Raw genomic sequence first — 16,217 nt, forward strand, 5'->3', positions numbered from 1 at the left:
CTGCGGTCTGTTGCAAAAAGGTAGTCAATGATGAGCGCAAGGCACTTTCTCTCCATGATGGATTGCACGCCCGAAGAGCTGGTCAGCGTGATTCGTCGAGGCATCGAGCTGAAGGACCTGCGTGACCGCGGCGTACTGTTCGAGCCACTCAAGGGTCGGATTCTCGGCATGATTTTCGAGAAGTCCTCGACACGCACCCGCGTGTCGTTCGAAGCCGGCATGATCCAACTGGGCGGCCAGGCGATCTTCCTCTCGCCGCGCGACACCCAGTTGGGCCGGGGCGAGCCTATCGGCGACAGCGCCATCGTCCTGTCGAGCATGCTCGACGTGGTCATGCTCCGCACGTTCAAGCACAGCACCCTGACCGAGTTCGCCGCCAACTCCCGCGTACCGGTGATCAATGGCCTGTCCGATGACCTGCACCCCTGCCAGTTGCTCGCCGACATGCAGACGTTCCTCGAACATCGCGGCTCGATCCAGGGCAAGACCGTGACCTGGATCGGCGACGGCAACAACATGTGCAACAGCTATATCGAAGCCGCCATCCAGTTCGACTTCCAATTGCGCGTCAGTTGCCCCGAAGGCTATGACCCGGACCCGGCGCTGCTGGCCCGGGCCGGCGGACAGGTACAACTGGTCCGCGATCCACGTGAAGCGGTACGCGGCGCGCACCTGGTGAGCACCGATGTCTGGACCTCCATGGGCCAGGAAGAAGAAACCGCCAAGCGCCTCGCCCTGTTCGCCCCCCTGCAGGTCACCCGCGAACTGCTCGACCTGGCCGCGCCGGACGTGCTGTTCATGCACTGCCTGCCCGCCCACCGCGGAGAAGAAATCAGCCTCGACCTGCTGGACGACCCGCGTTCGGTCGCCTGGGACCAGGCTGAAAACCGCCTGCATGCACAAAAGGCCTTGCTCGAATTCCTGGTCGCGCCGGCCTATCGCCCTGCATGAGTCATGCGCGGCGGCTGAACCTGCATGACCTGGATATCCTCAAGCAGCGCGGCACCAGTGCGATCCTGGTGCTGCTTCAGCCGGCTACGTAAATCATGAGCGGGATCAGGCGCGGCCGATATCGGCAAACTTCGCCTGGGTATGCTCGGCCAACACCGCCGGCGCCAACTCCACCTCCAGGCCCCGACGCCCGGCACTGACAAAAATACTCGCGAAGGGCTGCGCGCTCTGGTCGATAAAGGTTCGCAGACGCTTCTTCTGCCCGAGCGGGCTAATCCCCCCCAACAGATAACCGGTGGCCCGCTGGGCCGCCGCGGGATCCGCCATCTCGACCTTCTTGACCCCCGCCGCCTGGGCCAACGCCTTCAGGTCCAGACTTCCGACCACCGGCACCACCGCCACCAGCAGCTCGGCCTTTTCCGTGCTGGCCAGCAGCGTCTTGAACACCTGCGCCGGCGCCAATCCCAATTTCTCCGCAGCCTCCAGGCCGTAGGAAGCCGCCTTCGGATCATGTTCGTAACTGTGCACGCGATGTTCGGCACGAACTTTTTTCAGCAGGTCCAATGCAGGGGTCATGGCAGCTCCAGGCGGCTCGGAAGACAAGCGTGGATTTTAGGCTATTGGCAACGAAAAGGCTCTATGACAGGCCAAGCCTCAAGTTTTTCCTAGCCTCAAGGCAGCCGATAAACGCGTAAAAACCACTCGTATCCTACATACAAATCATCCCCATTCACGCAGGCAATAGTCAAAAAGTGGACTATCGTTCACTTTCGACCTTTGACAGCAGTGTTTCTTGTCTATATTTTTTCGAAACTGAAGATTACAGTCCTACACTCAGGCGTAACGAGCGGTAAGCCGAAATCAGAGAGGGGGATTGCTGAGCATCGGTGAAAGTCCACGTCCATCATCCCGATGGGCGTCTAACAACAACAAAAATCGAGGTGTCCAATGAGTACCGCTTTGAAACAACCGTCGCTCTCGGGCCAATGCATCGCCGAATTCCTCGGCACCGCGCTGTTGATCTTCTTCGGCACTGGCTGCGTTGCCGCGCTCAAGGTCGCGGGCGCCAGCTTTGGCTTGTGGGAAATCAGCATCATTTGGGGCATGGGCGTGAGCATGGCGATCTACCTGACCGCCGGCGTTTCCGGTGCTCACCTGAACCCGGCCGTCAGCATCGCGCTGTGCCTGTTCGCCGACTTCGAAAAACGCAAACTGCCGTTCTATATCCTCGCGCAGGTCGCCGGGGCCTTCTGTGCCTCCGCGTTGGTTTACACGCTTTACAGCAACCTGTTCTTCGATTTCGAACAAACCCACCACATGGTCCGCGGCTCCCAGGCCAGCCTGGAGCTGGCATCGGTGTTTTCCACCTACGCCAACCCGGCCCTGAGCACCGCCCAGGCATTCCTGGTGGAAGTGGTGATCACCGCGATCCTGATGGGCGTGATCATGTCCCTGACCGACGACAACAACGGCCTGCCCAACGGCCCGCTGGCGCCACTGCTGATCGGCCTGCTGATCGCCGTGATCGGCAGCGCGATGGGTCCGCTGACCGGCTTCGCCATGAACCCCGCGCGGGATTTCGGCCCCAAGCTGATGACCTTCCTCTTCGGCTGGGGCGAGATCGCCTTCACCGGCGGACGCGAGATTCCGTATGTCCTGGTTCCGATCTTTGCACCGATTGTCGGTGCCAGCCTCGGCGCCGTGCTGTACCGCGGGATGATTGCCCGTCACCTGCCCAGCGCCGAACCCGCTACACAGGAAGAACTCGCGACCGCTGCCAAAAAGGTCCAGGCTTCCTGAAACACCTGCCCTGCACCACCCCTGGTGAGCGCCCTTCTCCCTGAGGGCACTCATCCCGGCACTTTTCCCTATTTCACCAAGGCAATCGAAAATGACCGACACTCAGAATAAGAACTACATCATTGCCCTCGATCAGGGTACGACCAGCTCCCGGGCGATCATCTTCGACCGCGACGCCAACGTGGTCGGCACCGCCCAGCGCGAATTCCAGCAACACTATCCACAAGCCGGCTGGGTCGAACACGACCCGATGGAAATCTTCGCCACCCAGAGCGCGGTCATGGTCGAAGCCCTGGCGCAAGCCGGCCTGCACCACGACCAGGTCGCGGCCCTGGGCATCACCAACCAGCGTGAAACCACCGTGGTCTGGGACAAGGTCAGCGGCCGTCCGATCTACAACGCCATCGTCTGGCAATGCCGCCGCAGCACCGAGATCTGCCAGCAGCTCAAGCGCGACGGCCACGAAGAGTACATCCGCGAGACCACCGGCCTGGTCACCGACCCGTACTTCTCCGGCACCAAGCTGAAATGGATCCTCGACAACGTCGAAGGCAGCCGCGAACGCGCGCGCAACGGCGAGTTGCTGTTCGGCACCATCGACAGCTGGCTGATCTGGAAATTCACCGGCGGCAAGACCCACGTCACCGACTACACCAACGCCTCGCGCACCTTGCTCTTCAACATCCACACCCTGGAGTGGGACTCGAAGATGCTGGAGATCCTCGACATTCCCCGGGAAATGCTCCCGGAGGTGAAGTCTTCCTCCGAAATCTACGGCCACACCAAGAGCGGCATCGCCATCGGCGGTATCGCCGGCGACCAGCAGGCCGCCCTGTTCGGCCAGATGTGCGTGGAGCCGGGCCAGGCGAAGAACACCTACGGCACCGGCTGCTTCCTGCTGATGAACACCGGCACCAAGGCGGTACGTTCCAAGCACGGCATGCTCACCACCATCGCCTGTGGCCCGCGCGGCGAAGTGGCCTATGCCCTGGAAGGCGCAGTGTTCAACGGCGGCTCCACCATCCAGTGGCTGCGTGACGAACTGAAGATCATCAACGACGCCTTCGACACCGAATACTTCGCCGGCAAGGTCAAGGACAGCAACGGCGTGTACCTGGTACCGGCCTTCACCGGCCTGGGCGCACCCTACTGGGACCCCTATGCCCGTGGCGCGCTGTTCGGCCTGACTCGCGGCGTGAAAGTCGATCACATCATCCGTGCCGCGCTGGAGTCGATCGCCTACCAGACCCGCGACGTGCTGGACGCCATGCAGCAGGACTCGGGTGAGCGCCTCAAGGCCCTGCGCGTGGACGGTGGCGCGGTCGCCAACAACTTCCTGATGCAGTTCCAGGCCGACATTCTGGGGACCCAGGTCGAGCGCCCGCAAATGCGCGAAACCACGGCACTCGGCGCGGCCTACCTGGCCGGCCTGGCCTGCGGTTTCTGGGGCAGCCTGGAAGAGCTGCGGGGCAAGGCGGTCATCGAACGCGAGTTCGCGCCGCTGCGTGCCGAGGCCGAGAAGGAAAAACTCTATGACGGCTGGAAGAAAGCCGTCAGCCGCACCCGCGACTGGGAACCGCACGAAGGCAGCAACTAAGCCGAACGCGCCCTTCTAATGTGGAGCCAGCTTGCTGGCGATGAGGTCCTTGAGCCTTGCGGCGTCCATCCGGGCGCCATCGCCAGCAAGCCGGCTCCCACAGGGTGGCCGGTACGCCCACTGCCCCATTCCCTCGAACCGACAAGCACCCGCCCGGTTTACGACGCGACAACCGCACATCCACGATTGATTGGCGCCGCAAGTGGCAGACAGGTCCTTCCTGCGGCATGATGGAGAAATTTGTACGGCAGCCCAAAGGACGCCCAATGAATCTGCCTCCCCGCCAGCAACAAATCCTCGAACTGGTCCGCGAACGCGGTTATGTCAGCATCGAGGAAATGGCCCAGCTTTTTGTCGTGACCCCGCAAACCATCCGCCGCGATATCAACCAGTTGGCGGACTCCAATCTGCTACGTCGCTACCACGGCGGCGCGGCCTACGACTCCAGCGTGGAGAACACCGCCTACGCCATGCGGGCCGACCAGATGCGCGATGAAAAGCAGCGCATCGCCGAGGCCATCGCCGCGCAGATTCCCGATCACGCCTCGCTGTTCATCAATATAGGCACCACCACCGAGTCCATCGCCCGGGCACTGCTCAATCACAACCACCTGAAGATCATCACCAACAACCTGCATGTCGCCTCGATCCTCAGTGCCAAGGACGACTTCGAAGTCCAGTTGGCCGGCGGCAACGTGCGCCGCGACGGCGGTGTGGTCGGCCAGGCCAGCGTCGACTTCATCAACCAGTTCAAGGTGGACTTTGCCCTGGTGGGCATCAGCGGCATCGATGAGGACGGCAGCCTGCTGGACTTCGACTACCAGGAAGTGCGGGTTTCCCAGGCGATCATCGCCAATGCCCGACAGGTGATATTGGCGGCGGACTCCAGCAAGTTCGGCCGCAACGCCATGGTGCGCCTCGGGCCGATCACCCTGATCGACTGCCTGGTGACCGACCAGGCGCCCGTGCCGGCACTGGCCCAGCTGCTGCACCAACACAAGATCCGCCTGGAAGTGGTCTGACCCACCTCCCTTGTAGGAGCGAGCTTGCTCGCGATGGTCGTCAACGCTGACGCGGGGTGTCTGAATAATCGCGGTGCCTTTACGTTCATCGCGAGCAAGCTCGCTCCTACAAGGGCGCGCGTAGCGCTCGCCCTACAATGTTCGATAATTTTCCTTTCCAGCCGTTCTGATGGATTTTTTCAATCAGGCTTGACTGGTCGTGGGCGCGCTTATCCGTTATTCTTTTCGAAAGCGAACATCAATGTTCGAATTCAAATATAGAGAAGACCCTGCGAGGCTCACCGATGAACCCCAGCACCTTGCCTGCCCCACCCCTTGCCGAGCTCTATGACATCGCCGTGATTGGCGGTGGTATCAATGGTGTCGGGATTGCCGCGGACGCAGCCGGTCGCGGCCTCTCGGTGTTCCTTTGCGAAAAGGACGACCTCGCCAGCCACACTTCTTCGGCAAGCAGCAAGCTGATCCACGGCGGCCTGCGCTACCTGGAGCACTACGAATTCCGTCTGGTGCGCGAAGCCCTGGCCGAACGTGAAGTCCTGCTCGCCAAGGCCCCGCATATCGTCAAGCCCATGCGTTTCGTCCTGCCCCACCGTCCGCACCTGCGTCCGGCCTGGATGATCCGCGCCGGCCTGTTCCTCTATGACCACCTGGGCAAGCGGGAGAAGCTCGCCGGTTCCAAGAGCCTGAAATTCGGCGCCGACAGTGCGCTCAAGGCTGAAATCACCAAGGGTTTCGAATACTCCGATTGCTGGGTCGACGACGCGCGCCTGGTGGTGCTCAATGCCATGGCGGCGCGGGAGAACGGTGCCCACGTGCACACCCGTACCCGCTGCGTCAGCGCCCGCCGCGGCAAAGGCCTGTGGCTCCTGGAGATGGAACGCGGCAACGGTACCCGGTTCTCGATCCAGGCCAAGGCCCTGGTCAATGCCGCCGGCCCCTGGGTCGCCCAGTTCATCAAGGATGACCTGAAGCTGGAATCGCCCTACGGCATCCGCCTGATCCAGGGCAGCCACCTGATCGTGCCCAAGCTGTACGAAGGCGAACATGCGCACATCCTGCAGAACGAGGACCAGCGTATCGTCTTCACCATTCCGTACCTGGACCGCTTCACCCTGATCGGCACCACCGACCGCGAATACCAGGGCGACCCGGCCAAGGTCAGCATCACCGAAGCCGAGACCGACTATCTGCTCAAGGTAGTCAATGCGCACTTCAAGAAGCAGCTCGCCCGCAGCGATATCCTGCACAGCTATTCCGGCGTTCGCCCGCTGTGCAACGACGAATCCGACAACCCCTCGGCCGTCACTCGCGACTACACCCTGGCGCTGTCTGGCGCAAATGGCGAAGCCCCGCTGCTGTCGGTGTTCGGCGGCAAGCTGACCACCTACCGCAAGCTCGCCGAGTCGGCGCTGGCCCAACTGGCGCCGTTCTTCAAGAACCTGAAGCCGAGCTGGACCGCGCACTCGACCTTGCCCGGTGGCGAAGACATGACCACGCCGCAGGCCCTGAGCCACGAGATCCGCACCCGTTTCGACTGGATTCCCAAAGAGATTGCCCGGCGCTGGGCGAGCACCTATGGCAGCCGTACCTGGCGCCTGCTGGAGGGTGTGCAGAGCCTGAGCGACCTGGGCGAACACCTCGGTGGCGGCCTCTACAGCCGTGAAGTGGATTACCTGTGCAGTGAGGAATGGGCCTGCGCGGCGGCGGACATCCTGTGGCGGCGCAGCAAGCTGGGCCTGTTCACCACGGCGACCGAACAGCAGCAGTTGCAGCACTACCTGGACAAGGTCGAGCAGCACCGCGGCAAGATCGAAGCGGCCTGATTCCAGGCCCCTCTCACGGTTGGAACGCTTTCCCCCTGTAGGAGCCGGCTTGCCGGCGATGAGGCCCTTGAGCCTTGCGGCGCCCATTCGGACGCTATCGCCAACAAGCCGGCTCCTACAGGTTTTGTCGTACGTTCAAGATCACCAAAAGCCTCGCACGCAATCCTCTTCCCGCAGCCCCTCTCTCATTCGGTTTTCCGAACACTCATTTGGCCACCATTCGGTGAACCGGACGCCAGACACCTCGAAACGTCTCGAAAGAAATAAAAACCCCTTTAAAATCAATCACTAAATCAGCGACACCAAGCCTGGCACGAGTCGTGCTCTACACATCCGTACCGAATGCCCAGGCCGTCCCCTGGGTCGTATGAGCGGTTTGAAGTACCCGAGAGTCGGCTGACCGGCTCCATAAGAAAAACAATCTCGAGGAAATCATCTGATGCGCATCGTTCCCCAGCTTCTGGGCGCAGCTATCGCTGTTGCTCTGATCAGTACTCCAGTTTTCGCCGCTGAACTGACCGGCACCCTGAAGAAGATCAAGGAGTCCGGCACCATCACCCTCGGGCATCGCGACAGCTCCATCCCGTTCTCCTACATCGCGGATGCATCCGGCAAGCCAGTGGGCTACTCCCACGACATCCAGCTGGCCATCGTCGACGGCATCAAGAAAGACCTCGGCCTGCCGGACCTCAAGGTCAAGTACAACCTGGTCACCTCCCAGACCCGTATCCCGCTGGTCCAGAACGGCACCGTCGACGTCGAGTGCGGTTCCACCACCAACAACACCGAACGCGCCCAGCAAGTGGACTTCTCGATGGGGATCTTCGAGATCGGTACGCGCCTGCTGTCGAAGAAGGACTCCACCTACAAGGACTTTGCCGACCTCAAGGGCAAGAACGTCGTGACCACCGCCGGCACCACGTCCGAGCGCATCATCAAGGCGATGAACGCCGACAAGCAGATGGGCATGAACGTCATCTCCGCCAAGGACCATGGCGAAGCCTTCAACATGCTCGAAAGCGGTCGCGCCGTGGCCTTCATGATGGACGACGCGCTGCTCGCCGGGGAAATGGCCAAGGCCAAGAAGCCCGATGACTGGGCCGTGACCGGCACGCCACAATCCTACGAAATCTATGGCTGCATGGTCCGCAAGGACGACCCGGCGTTCAAGAAAGCCGTGGATGACGCCATCGTCGGGATCTACCAGTCCGGCGAGATCAACAAGATCTACGCCAAGTGGTTCACCCAGCCGATCCCGCCCAAGGGCCTGAACCTGAACTTCCCGATGAGCGACGAGCTCAAGGCGCTGCTGGCCAATCCGAACGACAAGCCGGCTCCGGAAAAAAAGATCTGATTCACGGCTGACCCGGCTCCCGGTGGCGCGAATGCGACCCCGGGAGTCCGTTGAGACCTGCTGTACTGGCTTCCTCTACTGAAACGGGAAAGACACTCGGACCGCGAGCGGTACGCGTGTGCCTGACTGAACGCGTCAGGCGGGGCGGAGTCCCGGGAAGCACGTGCGTGACCATTGATTGATCCGAGGGGAGACCCGAATGAATTACAACTGGGACTGGGGCGTGTTCTTCAAGTCCACCGGCGTGGGCAGCGAGACTTATCTCGACTGGTTCATCTCCGGGCTGGGCTGGACCATCGCCATTGCCATCGTGGCCTGGATCGTGGCGCTGATCCTCGGCTCGCTACTGGGCGTGATGCGCACCGTACCGAACCGTGTGGTCGCGGGCATTGCCACCGTCTACGTGGAGATCTTCCGCAACGTACCGCTGCTGGTGCAACTGTTCATCTGGTACTTCCTGGTACCCGACCTGCTGCCGCAAAACCTGCAGGACTGGTACAAGCAGGACCTGCACCCGACCACCTCGGCCTACCTGAGCGTCGTGGTGTGCCTGGGCCTGTTCACCGCCGCCCGTGTCTGCGAACAGGTGCGCACCGGTATCCAGGCGCTGCCGCGCGGCCAGGAGTCGGCCGCCCGCGCCATGGGCTTCAAGCTGCCGCAGATCTACTGGAACGTGCTGCTGCCGCAAGCCTACCGGATCATCATTCCGCCGCTCACCTCGGAATTCCTCAACGTCTTCAAGAACTCCTCGGTGGCCTCGCTGATCGGCCTGATGGAGCTGCTCGCGCAGACCAAGCAGACCGCCGAGTTCTCCGCCAACCTGTTCGAAGCCTTCACCCTGGCGACGCTGATCTACTTCACCCTGAACATGAGCCTGATGCTGCTGATGCGCCTGGTAGAGAAGAAAGTCTCGGTGCCCGGCCTGATCTCCGTGGGGGGTAAATAATGGAATTCGATTTCAGTGGTATCGTCCCGGCCATTCCCGGCCTGTGGAATGGCATGCTGATGACCTTGAAGCTGATGGTGCTGGGCGTTATCGGCGGCCTGGTCATCGGTACCCTCCTGGCATTGATGCGCCTGTCTTCGAACAAGCTGCTGTCCAACATCGCCGGCGCCTACGTCAACTACTTCCGCTCGATCCCGCTGCTGCTGGTGATCACCTGGTTCTACCTGGCGGTCCCCTTCGTCCTGCGCTGGATCACCGGCGAGGACACGCCGATCGGTGCGTTCACCTCCTGCATCGTGGCCTTCATGATGTTCGAAGCGGCGTACTTCTGCGAAATCGTCCGGGCCGGCGTACAGTCGATCCCCAAAGGCCAGATGGGCGCCGCCCAGGCCCTGGGCATGGGCTACGGCCAGACCATGCGCCTGATCATCCTGCCCCAGGCGTTCCGCAAGATGACCCCGCTGCTATTGCAGCAGAGCATCATCCTGTTCCAGGACACTTCGCTGGTCTACACCGTGGGCCTGGTGGACTTCCTCAACGCCTCGCGCTCCAGCGGCGACATCATCGGCCGCGCCAACGAATTCCTGATCTTCGCCGGTCTGGTCTACTTCACAATCAGCTTTGCCGCCTCGCTGCTGGTCAAGCGTCTGCAAAAAAGGTTTGCCGTATGATCTCTATCAAGAACATCAACAAGTGGTATGGCGACTTCCAGGTGCTGACCGATTGCAGCACCGAGGTCAGCAAGGGTGAAGTGGTGGTGGTCTGCGGTCCTTCGGGCTCGGGCAAGTCCACCCTGATCAAATGCGTGAACGCCCTGGAACCCTTCCAGGAAGGCGACATCGTGGTCGACGGCACCTCCATCGCCGACCCGAAGACCAACCTGCCGAAGCTGCGTTCGCGAGTGGGCATGGTGTTCCAGCATTTCGAACTGTTCCCGCACCTGACCATTACCGAAAACCTGACCATCGCACAGATCAAGGTACTGGGCCGCAGCAAGGAAGAAGCGACCAAAAAAGGCCTGCAACTGCTTGATCGCGTCGGTCTGTCGGCCCATGCCCACAAGCACCCGGGTCAACTCTCCGGCGGCCAGCAACAGCGCGTGGCGATTGCCCGCGCCCTGGCGATGGACCCGGTGGTGATGCTGTTCGACGAACCGACCTCCGCGCTCGACCCGGAAATGGTCAACGAAGTGCTCGACGTGATGGTGCAACTGGCCCAGGAAGGCATGACGATGATGTGCGTGACCCACGAAATGGGCTTTGCGCGCAAGGTTGCCAGCCGCGTGATCTTCATGGACCAGGGCAAGATCATCGAAGACTGCAATAAAAACGAGTTCTTCGGCGACATCAGTGCCCGTTCGGACCGTGCGCAGCATTTCCTCGAGAAGATCCTGCAGCACTAAAACCCGACTGCTCCCTGTAGGAGCGAGCTTGCTCGCGATGGTAGTTCAGGCGCCGTGGGGTATCAGGTGCCCCGCGTCATCGTTGACCTCCATCGCGAGCAAGCTCGCTCCTACAGGGGCCCTGGTTGACCCAAGGCAACTGTGATGAAATGCGACCCCAACCTCTATCGCGCGACGCCGCCATCACTCGCCGTGAAACCCCGCCTGATCCGCCAACTGCTCCTGCCGCCACTGATCATCCTGCTGATGATCGGCCTGGGCTCTGCCGGCTATCGCATCAGCGAACACTATGGCATCCGCACCCTCAGCGAAAACGGCGAACGCCAGTTGGAGCTGCACGCCCGCACCGTCGAAAGCGAGATCAGCAAGTACACCTACCTGCCCAGCCTGCTGGAGCTTGAATCCAGCGTCTCGATGCTGCTCAAGGAACCGGACGCCGAACACCGCCAAGCGGTCAACGAATACCTCGAAGGCCTGAACCGGCGCAGCCGCAGTCGGGCCATCTACGTGCTCGACACCACCGGTCGGGTGCTGGCCACCAGCAACTGGCGCGACGCCGACAGTTACCTGGGCGAGGACCTGTCCTTTCGCGCCTACTTCCAGGACGCCGTGCGCGGTCTGCCGGGACGCTTCTACGGCATCGGCAGCACCAGCGGCGAACCCGGCTATTACCTGGCCCATGGCCTGGAAGAACAAGGCAAGATCATCGGCGTGGCGGTGATCAAGGTCCGTCTCGAGGCCCTCGAGGAACGCTGGCAACGGGCTCGCCTGGAAGCCTTCGTCAGTGACGAGAACGGCATCATCATCCTCTCCAGCGACCCGGCCCGGCGCCTCAAGTCCGTGCGCCCGCTGACCGCGGAGATCAAGGAGCGCCTGGCCCGTAGCCTGCAATATTACTGGTGGCCACTGAACGAGTTGCAGCCCCTGGCCCGCGAACACCTGGCCGAAGGTGTGGAAACCCTGACCTTCCCGGCCAACAGCGAACTGGCCAAGGACGGCGACAGTGTCAGCTACCTGTCCCAGACCCGGCGCCTGAGCGACACCCCCTGGCACTTCACCCTGCTCACGCCCCTGCAGGACCTGCGCCGCGAAGCCGCCAACCAGGGCATCCTGGTGGCCGTGGCCTTCGCCCTGGTGGCATTCCTGCTGATCGCCTGGAACGAACGGCGCAAGGTCATCGCCACCCGCCTGGCCGCCCGCGAAGCCCTGCAGGAAGCCAACAGCCAGCTGGAACGGCGGATCACCGAGCGCACCGTCGACCTGCGCGCCAGTAACGACCGGCTCAAGGACCAGATCCGCGAGCGACGCCAGGCCGAGGAAACCCTGCGCCGGGCCCAGGACGAACTGGTCCAGGCCGGCAAGCTGGCCGCCATCGGCCAGATGTCCACCAGCATCGCCCACGAACTCAACCAGCCGCTGGCGGCGCTGCGCACCTTGTCCGGCAACACCGTGCGCTTCCTCGAACGCGGCGAACTGGACACCGCCAGCACCAACCTGCGCACCATCAACGACCTGATCGACCGCATGGGCCGGATCACCGCCAGCCTGCGCGCCTTTGCCCGGCGCGGCGACGACAAGGGCGAGTCGAGCCTGGGCAAGGCCATCGACGCCGCCTTGCAGGTCCTCGGCAGCCGGGTCGAAACCCTGCACCTGGAAGTCCATCGCGACTTCGACGACGTGCAACTGGCCATCGACCAGACCCGCCTGGAGCAGGTCCTGGTCAACCTGATCGGCAATGCCCTGGACGCCATGCAGGCCCAGCCCCTGCCGGAACTGTGGCTGGAAGGCGACTTCGTCGAGGGTAAATACCGCCTGCTGGTACGCGACAACGGGCACGGCATCGAACCCGAAGCGCGCAAGCACCTGTTCGAACCCTTCTTCACCACCAAGCCGGGAGAACAGGGCCTGGGCCTGGGCCTGACCCTCTCCGCCAGCCTCGCGGCGGCGGCCGGCGGCCACCTCGGGGTCGAACACCCCGTCAGTGGCGGCACCGCCTTCGTCCTCACTTTACCGCGGGTCTCCCCTGCCAAGGCCGAGCCGATATGAACAACGACCTCACTGTCCTGATTGTCGAAGACGATCCCCACGTCCTGCTCGGCTGCCAGCAGGCACTCTCCCTGGAAGATATTCCCTGTGAAGGCGTCGGCAGTGCCGAGGAAGCCCTGGCGCGGATCGGCGACAACTTCCCCGGCATCGTCATCAGCGACATCCGCCTGCCGGGCATCGACGGCCTGGAACTGCTGACCCGACTCAAGGCCCGCGACCGCAGCCTGCCGGTGGTGCTGATCACCGGTCACGGCGATATTTCCATGGCCGTCGGCGCCATGCGCAACGGCGCCTATGACTTCATGGAAAAGCCGTTTTCGCCGGAGCGCCTGGTGGAAGTCGCCCGTCGCGCCCTGGAACAACGCGGCCTGGCCCGCGAAGTCTGGGCACTGCGCCGGCAACTGGCCGAGCGCGACTCGCTGGAAGGACGGATCATCGGGCGCTCGCCGGCCATGCAGAACCTGCGGGAACTGATTGCCAACGTTGCCGATACGTCAGCCAACGTGCTGATCGAAGGCGAGACCGGGACCGGCAAGGAACTGGTTGCCCGCTGCCTGCATGACTTCAGCCGGCGCCAGTCGCAACAGTTCGTCGCTCTCAACTGCGGTGGGCTACCGGAGAACCTGTTCGAGAGCGAAATCTTCGGTCATGAGGCCAACGCCTTCACCGGTGCCGGGAAACGGCGCATCGGCAAGATCGAGCACGCCCATGGCGGCACGCTGTTCCTCGACGAAGTGGAAAGCATGCCGATCCCCTTGCAGATCAAATTGCTGCGGGTCTTGCAGGAACGCACGCTGGAGCGCCTGGGCTCGAACCAGAGCGTGGCCGTCGATTGCCGCGTCATCGCCGCCACCAAGTCCGACCTCGACGAGCTGGGCCGCGCCGGAGAGTTTCGCAGCGACCTGTATTACCGGCTGAACGTGGTGACCCTGGAGCTGCCGCCCCTGCGCGAGCGGCGCGAGGACATCCTGCAGTTGTTCGAGCACTTCCTGCTGCAGTCCTCCCTGCGTTTCGACCGTGCCGTGCCGGAGCTGGACAACCAGACCTTGTCCAACCTCATGAGCCACGACTGGCCGGGCAATGTGCGCGAACTGCGCAACGTCGCCGAACGCTTCGCCCTGGGCCTGCCGGCCTTCAAGAAAGCCGGCGCGCAAAGCAGCAGCGGGCTGGGCTTTGCCGAAGCGGTGGAGGCGTTCGAGCGCAACCTGCTGGGCGATGCCCTGCAACGCAGTGGCGGCAACCTGACCCAGGCCAGCCAGGAGCTGGGCATGGCCAAGACCACCTTGTTCGACAAGGTCAAGAAGTACGGCCTGGGCCACTGATCGCGGGTATTCATGCGCCATCACCCACCCGCTGGCGACCAACCTGTGCCCGACAGGCGTCGGTAAAAAAGATGCCTTTGGGACGGCTGGCCCGTCCTTTGCATTTACTCGCGCAAGTCCTTGCACCGTACTTTTCACGGACGCCGCCACAGGTAATACAACGTTTTGAACATTCTCGACCTCGACCACAGCCTGACCGCCCAGGCCCCTGTCGCCCGGCGACTGGACAGTGGCCAGGCCACGCGCCTGGACCTGCTTGACCTGGGCCCCAAACTGCGGCTCTGGACCACCGAGCGCAACTACCGGCGCTTTGCCGAGCGCCTGCGCCAGCGGCCAAGACCCGCCGCCGGCAAACCGGAAATCTTCTTCGTCGGTTCCGGCGACTACCATCACCTGACCCCGGCCTTCCTGGCCGACCTGCCGGAGCCGGTCAGCCTGATTCATTTCGACAACCATCCCGACTGGGTGCACCTTGCCCCTCGTCGGCATTGTGGCTCGTGGGTCAACCGCGCGCTGAAACTGCCGAACATCCGGCGTATCATCACCCTCGGCCCCTGCAGCGAAGACCTCGACACCCCCCAATTGCGCGGCGGCAACCTGGGTGCGTTGCGCCGTGGCGACCTGCAACTGTTCCCCTGGCAACATGCCCCGTCCAGGGTCTGGGGCCGGATCGGCGACGGTGCTGGGCACCAGCAGCAGGCCAATCATCTGCACTGGCGCAACCTGGCTGACGAGCACTGGCCCGACTTTCTCGAACGCTTGATCCAGAACCTGCCCACCGAGGCGATCTGGATCACTATCGACAAAGACGTGCTGGCCAGCGAAGATGCCGCCACCAATTGGGATCAGGGCGGCATGCGCCTGACCCATCTGCTCGACGCCTTGCGGGCGCTGGCCACGCGCAAGCGGGTCCTGGGCATTGATGTTTGCGGCGAATTCGCCAAGCCGGCCTTCAGCAACGCGTTCAAGCGCTGGGAAGCCAAATCCGACCAACCCCCGCCCGAACGCTGGAGCGAAGCTGACCTGCTGCGCAATTCGGCAACCAATGAAGCGTTGATCACGCTGTTCGAGGAGCTGTTTCCGTGACCCTTGGCGTTATTTTGCTGGTACTTTTTTCCGTTGTCCTGGACGTGGTCGGCCAGCTCTGTTTCAAGATGGGCCTGGACCGTCTGCCGGAGCTGGATGGTGGTTTCAGGCTGAAAGCCTTCTGGGGCCAGGTCTTCAATTCGCCCCTGCTGTGGTGCGGGCTCGGCTCCTATGCCATCGAGTTCTTCGTCTGGATCGAAGCCCTGTCCCGGGCGCCGTTGAGCCTGGTGTTTCCCATCGGGGCACTGGCGTATTGCGGCGTGGTGCTGGCCGGCAAGGTCGTACTGGGCGAAACCGTCAGCCGCCGTCGCTGGCTCGGCACCCTGGTGATCACCGCCGGCGTGATGCTGGTCGCCGTATCCGGCGCTTGAGGGGCCTATTCATGTTCGAAGGTAATTTCTGATGAGCGGTTCAAAACACATCGATTGGCTCCACGGGCGTTTCGGCACCGTCGTGCTCTGGGCCTTGCTGATCGCTTGCGAAAGCGGCGGACAGATCGCCACCAAAATCGGCGGCGATCAACTCGGACAGATGGATTTCAGCCTGCAATGGCTGCACGCGGTGCTGCTCAATCCCGGCGTCTGGGTCGCGATCAGCTGTTATATCGGGGCGTTTTTCGTCTGGATGCTGATTCTGCGGCGCAGCACCCTTTCGCTGGCGTTCCCGCTGAGTTCACTGGTGTTTGTCGCCGTGCTGCTGGCATCCTGGCTAGGCCTGAACGAACAGATCAGCCTGCTGCACTGGCTGGGCGTGGCCGTGATCATCGGCGGGATCGCCCTGCTCGCCGAGGGCGAGCAGAACTAGGCTCTGTACGAAAACTGCCTGCGCGACGATCATGCTGCGTTAAAAACAGGCTCGGAATGCTCAT

Annotated in this window: 15 protein-coding genes; 14 read left to right on the plus strand and 1 reads right to left on the minus strand. The window is 62.6% G+C overall.

The genetic code is table 11. The features are described 5' to 3' along the window. Nucleotides 1-30: 30 nt before the first annotated feature. Nucleotides 31-951: an ornithine carbamoyltransferase gene (gene argF, locus UCMB321_RS21010; RefSeq protein WP_040070354.1), complete on the plus strand. Its 921-nt coding sequence runs from the start codon at nt 31-33 to the stop codon at nt 949-951. Between the two features lie 105 nt (nt 952-1,056). On the opposite strand, the gene ybaK is transcribed toward argF, so the two are convergent. Next, nucleotides 1,057-1,527 (minus strand): Cys-tRNA(Pro) deacylase, encoded by a 471-nt coding sequence (gene ybaK / locus UCMB321_RS21015; protein ID WP_040070355.1) that lies wholly within the window; start codon nt 1,525-1,527, stop codon nt 1,057-1,059. Between the two features lie 372 nt (nt 1,528-1,899). Between ybaK and UCMB321_RS21020 the strand changes: the two genes are divergently transcribed. From UCMB321_RS21020 to UCMB321_RS21080, 13 genes are all read left to right on the plus strand, one after another. Further along, the gene (locus UCMB321_RS21020) at nt 1,900-2,751 is read left to right on the plus strand and encodes an MIP/aquaporin family protein (RefSeq protein WP_040070356.1); all 852 of its coding nucleotides are present in this window, start codon (nt 1,900-1,902) and stop codon (nt 2,749-2,751) included. A gap of 91 nt (nt 2,752-2,842) precedes the next feature. Further along, a complete protein-coding gene (gene glpK, locus UCMB321_RS21025; protein WP_040070358.1) occupies nt 2,843-4,348 on the plus strand; it encodes a glycerol kinase GlpK in 1,506 nt (501 codons plus the stop codon). Between the two features lie 266 nt (nt 4,349-4,614). Continuing rightward, entirely contained in the window at nt 4,615-5,370 is a 756-nt protein-coding gene (locus tag UCMB321_RS21030; protein ID WP_040070360.1) for a DeoR/GlpR family transcriptional regulator, read from the plus strand. Nucleotides 5,371-5,654: 284 nt separating this feature from the next. Beyond that, entirely contained in the window at nt 5,655-7,193 is a 1,539-nt protein-coding gene (gene glpD, locus UCMB321_RS21035) for a glycerol-3-phosphate dehydrogenase (RefSeq protein ID WP_040070362.1), read from the plus strand. Nucleotides 7,194-7,632: 439 nt separating this feature from the next. Next, a complete protein-coding gene (locus UCMB321_RS21040) occupies nt 7,633-8,547 on the plus strand; it encodes a glutamate/aspartate ABC transporter substrate-binding protein (RefSeq protein WP_040070363.1) in 915 nt (304 codons plus the stop codon). A 199-nt stretch (nt 8,548-8,746) separates the two neighbouring features. Further along, complete coding sequence (locus UCMB321_RS21045; protein ID WP_040070364.1) at nt 8,747-9,493, plus strand: amino acid ABC transporter permease; 747 nt, start codon at nt 8,747-8,749, stop codon at nt 9,491-9,493. After that, nucleotides 9,493-10,164: an amino acid ABC transporter permease gene (locus UCMB321_RS21050; protein ID WP_040070366.1), complete on the plus strand. Its 672-nt coding sequence runs from the start codon at nt 9,493-9,495 to the stop codon at nt 10,162-10,164. The genes UCMB321_RS21045 and UCMB321_RS21050 overlap by 1 nt, the downstream gene beginning before the upstream one ends. Next, nucleotides 10,161-10,895 (plus strand): amino acid ABC transporter ATP-binding protein, encoded by a 735-nt coding sequence (locus tag UCMB321_RS21055; protein ID WP_040070367.1) that lies wholly within the window; start codon nt 10,161-10,163, stop codon nt 10,893-10,895. Before UCMB321_RS21050 ends, UCMB321_RS21055 begins: the two co-directional genes overlap by 4 nt. Before the next feature lie 144 nt (nt 10,896-11,039). Then, nucleotides 11,040-12,941, plus strand: coding sequence for a two-component sensor histidine kinase AauS (gene aauS, locus UCMB321_RS21060; RefSeq protein ID WP_040070368.1), 1,902 nt, complete (start codon nt 11,040-11,042; stop codon nt 12,939-12,941). Further along, nucleotides 12,938-14,263: a two-component response regulator AauR gene (gene aauR / locus UCMB321_RS21065; protein ID WP_040070369.1), complete on the plus strand. Its 1,326-nt coding sequence runs from the start codon at nt 12,938-12,940 to the stop codon at nt 14,261-14,263. The genes aauS and aauR overlap by 4 nt, the downstream gene beginning before the upstream one ends. Before the next feature lie 165 nt (nt 14,264-14,428). Continuing rightward, nucleotides 14,429-15,349 (plus strand): arginase family protein, encoded by a 921-nt coding sequence (locus UCMB321_RS21070; protein WP_040070370.1) that lies wholly within the window; start codon nt 14,429-14,431, stop codon nt 15,347-15,349. Then, a complete protein-coding gene (locus UCMB321_RS21075; RefSeq protein ID WP_040070371.1) occupies nt 15,346-15,720 on the plus strand; it encodes an EamA family transporter in 375 nt (124 codons plus the stop codon). The genes UCMB321_RS21070 and UCMB321_RS21075 overlap by 4 nt, the downstream gene beginning before the upstream one ends. A 31-nt stretch (nt 15,721-15,751) precedes the next feature. Beyond that, the gene (locus UCMB321_RS21080) at nt 15,752-16,153 is read left to right on the plus strand and encodes a DMT family transporter (RefSeq protein WP_040070372.1); all 402 of its coding nucleotides are present in this window, start codon (nt 15,752-15,754) and stop codon (nt 16,151-16,153) included. Nucleotides 16,154-16,217: the final 64 nt, after the last annotated feature.

The organism is Pseudomonas batumici (genome assembly GCF_000820515.1).
GTDB lineage: Bacteria > Pseudomonadota > Gammaproteobacteria > Pseudomonadales > Pseudomonadaceae > Aquipseudomonas > Aquipseudomonas batumici.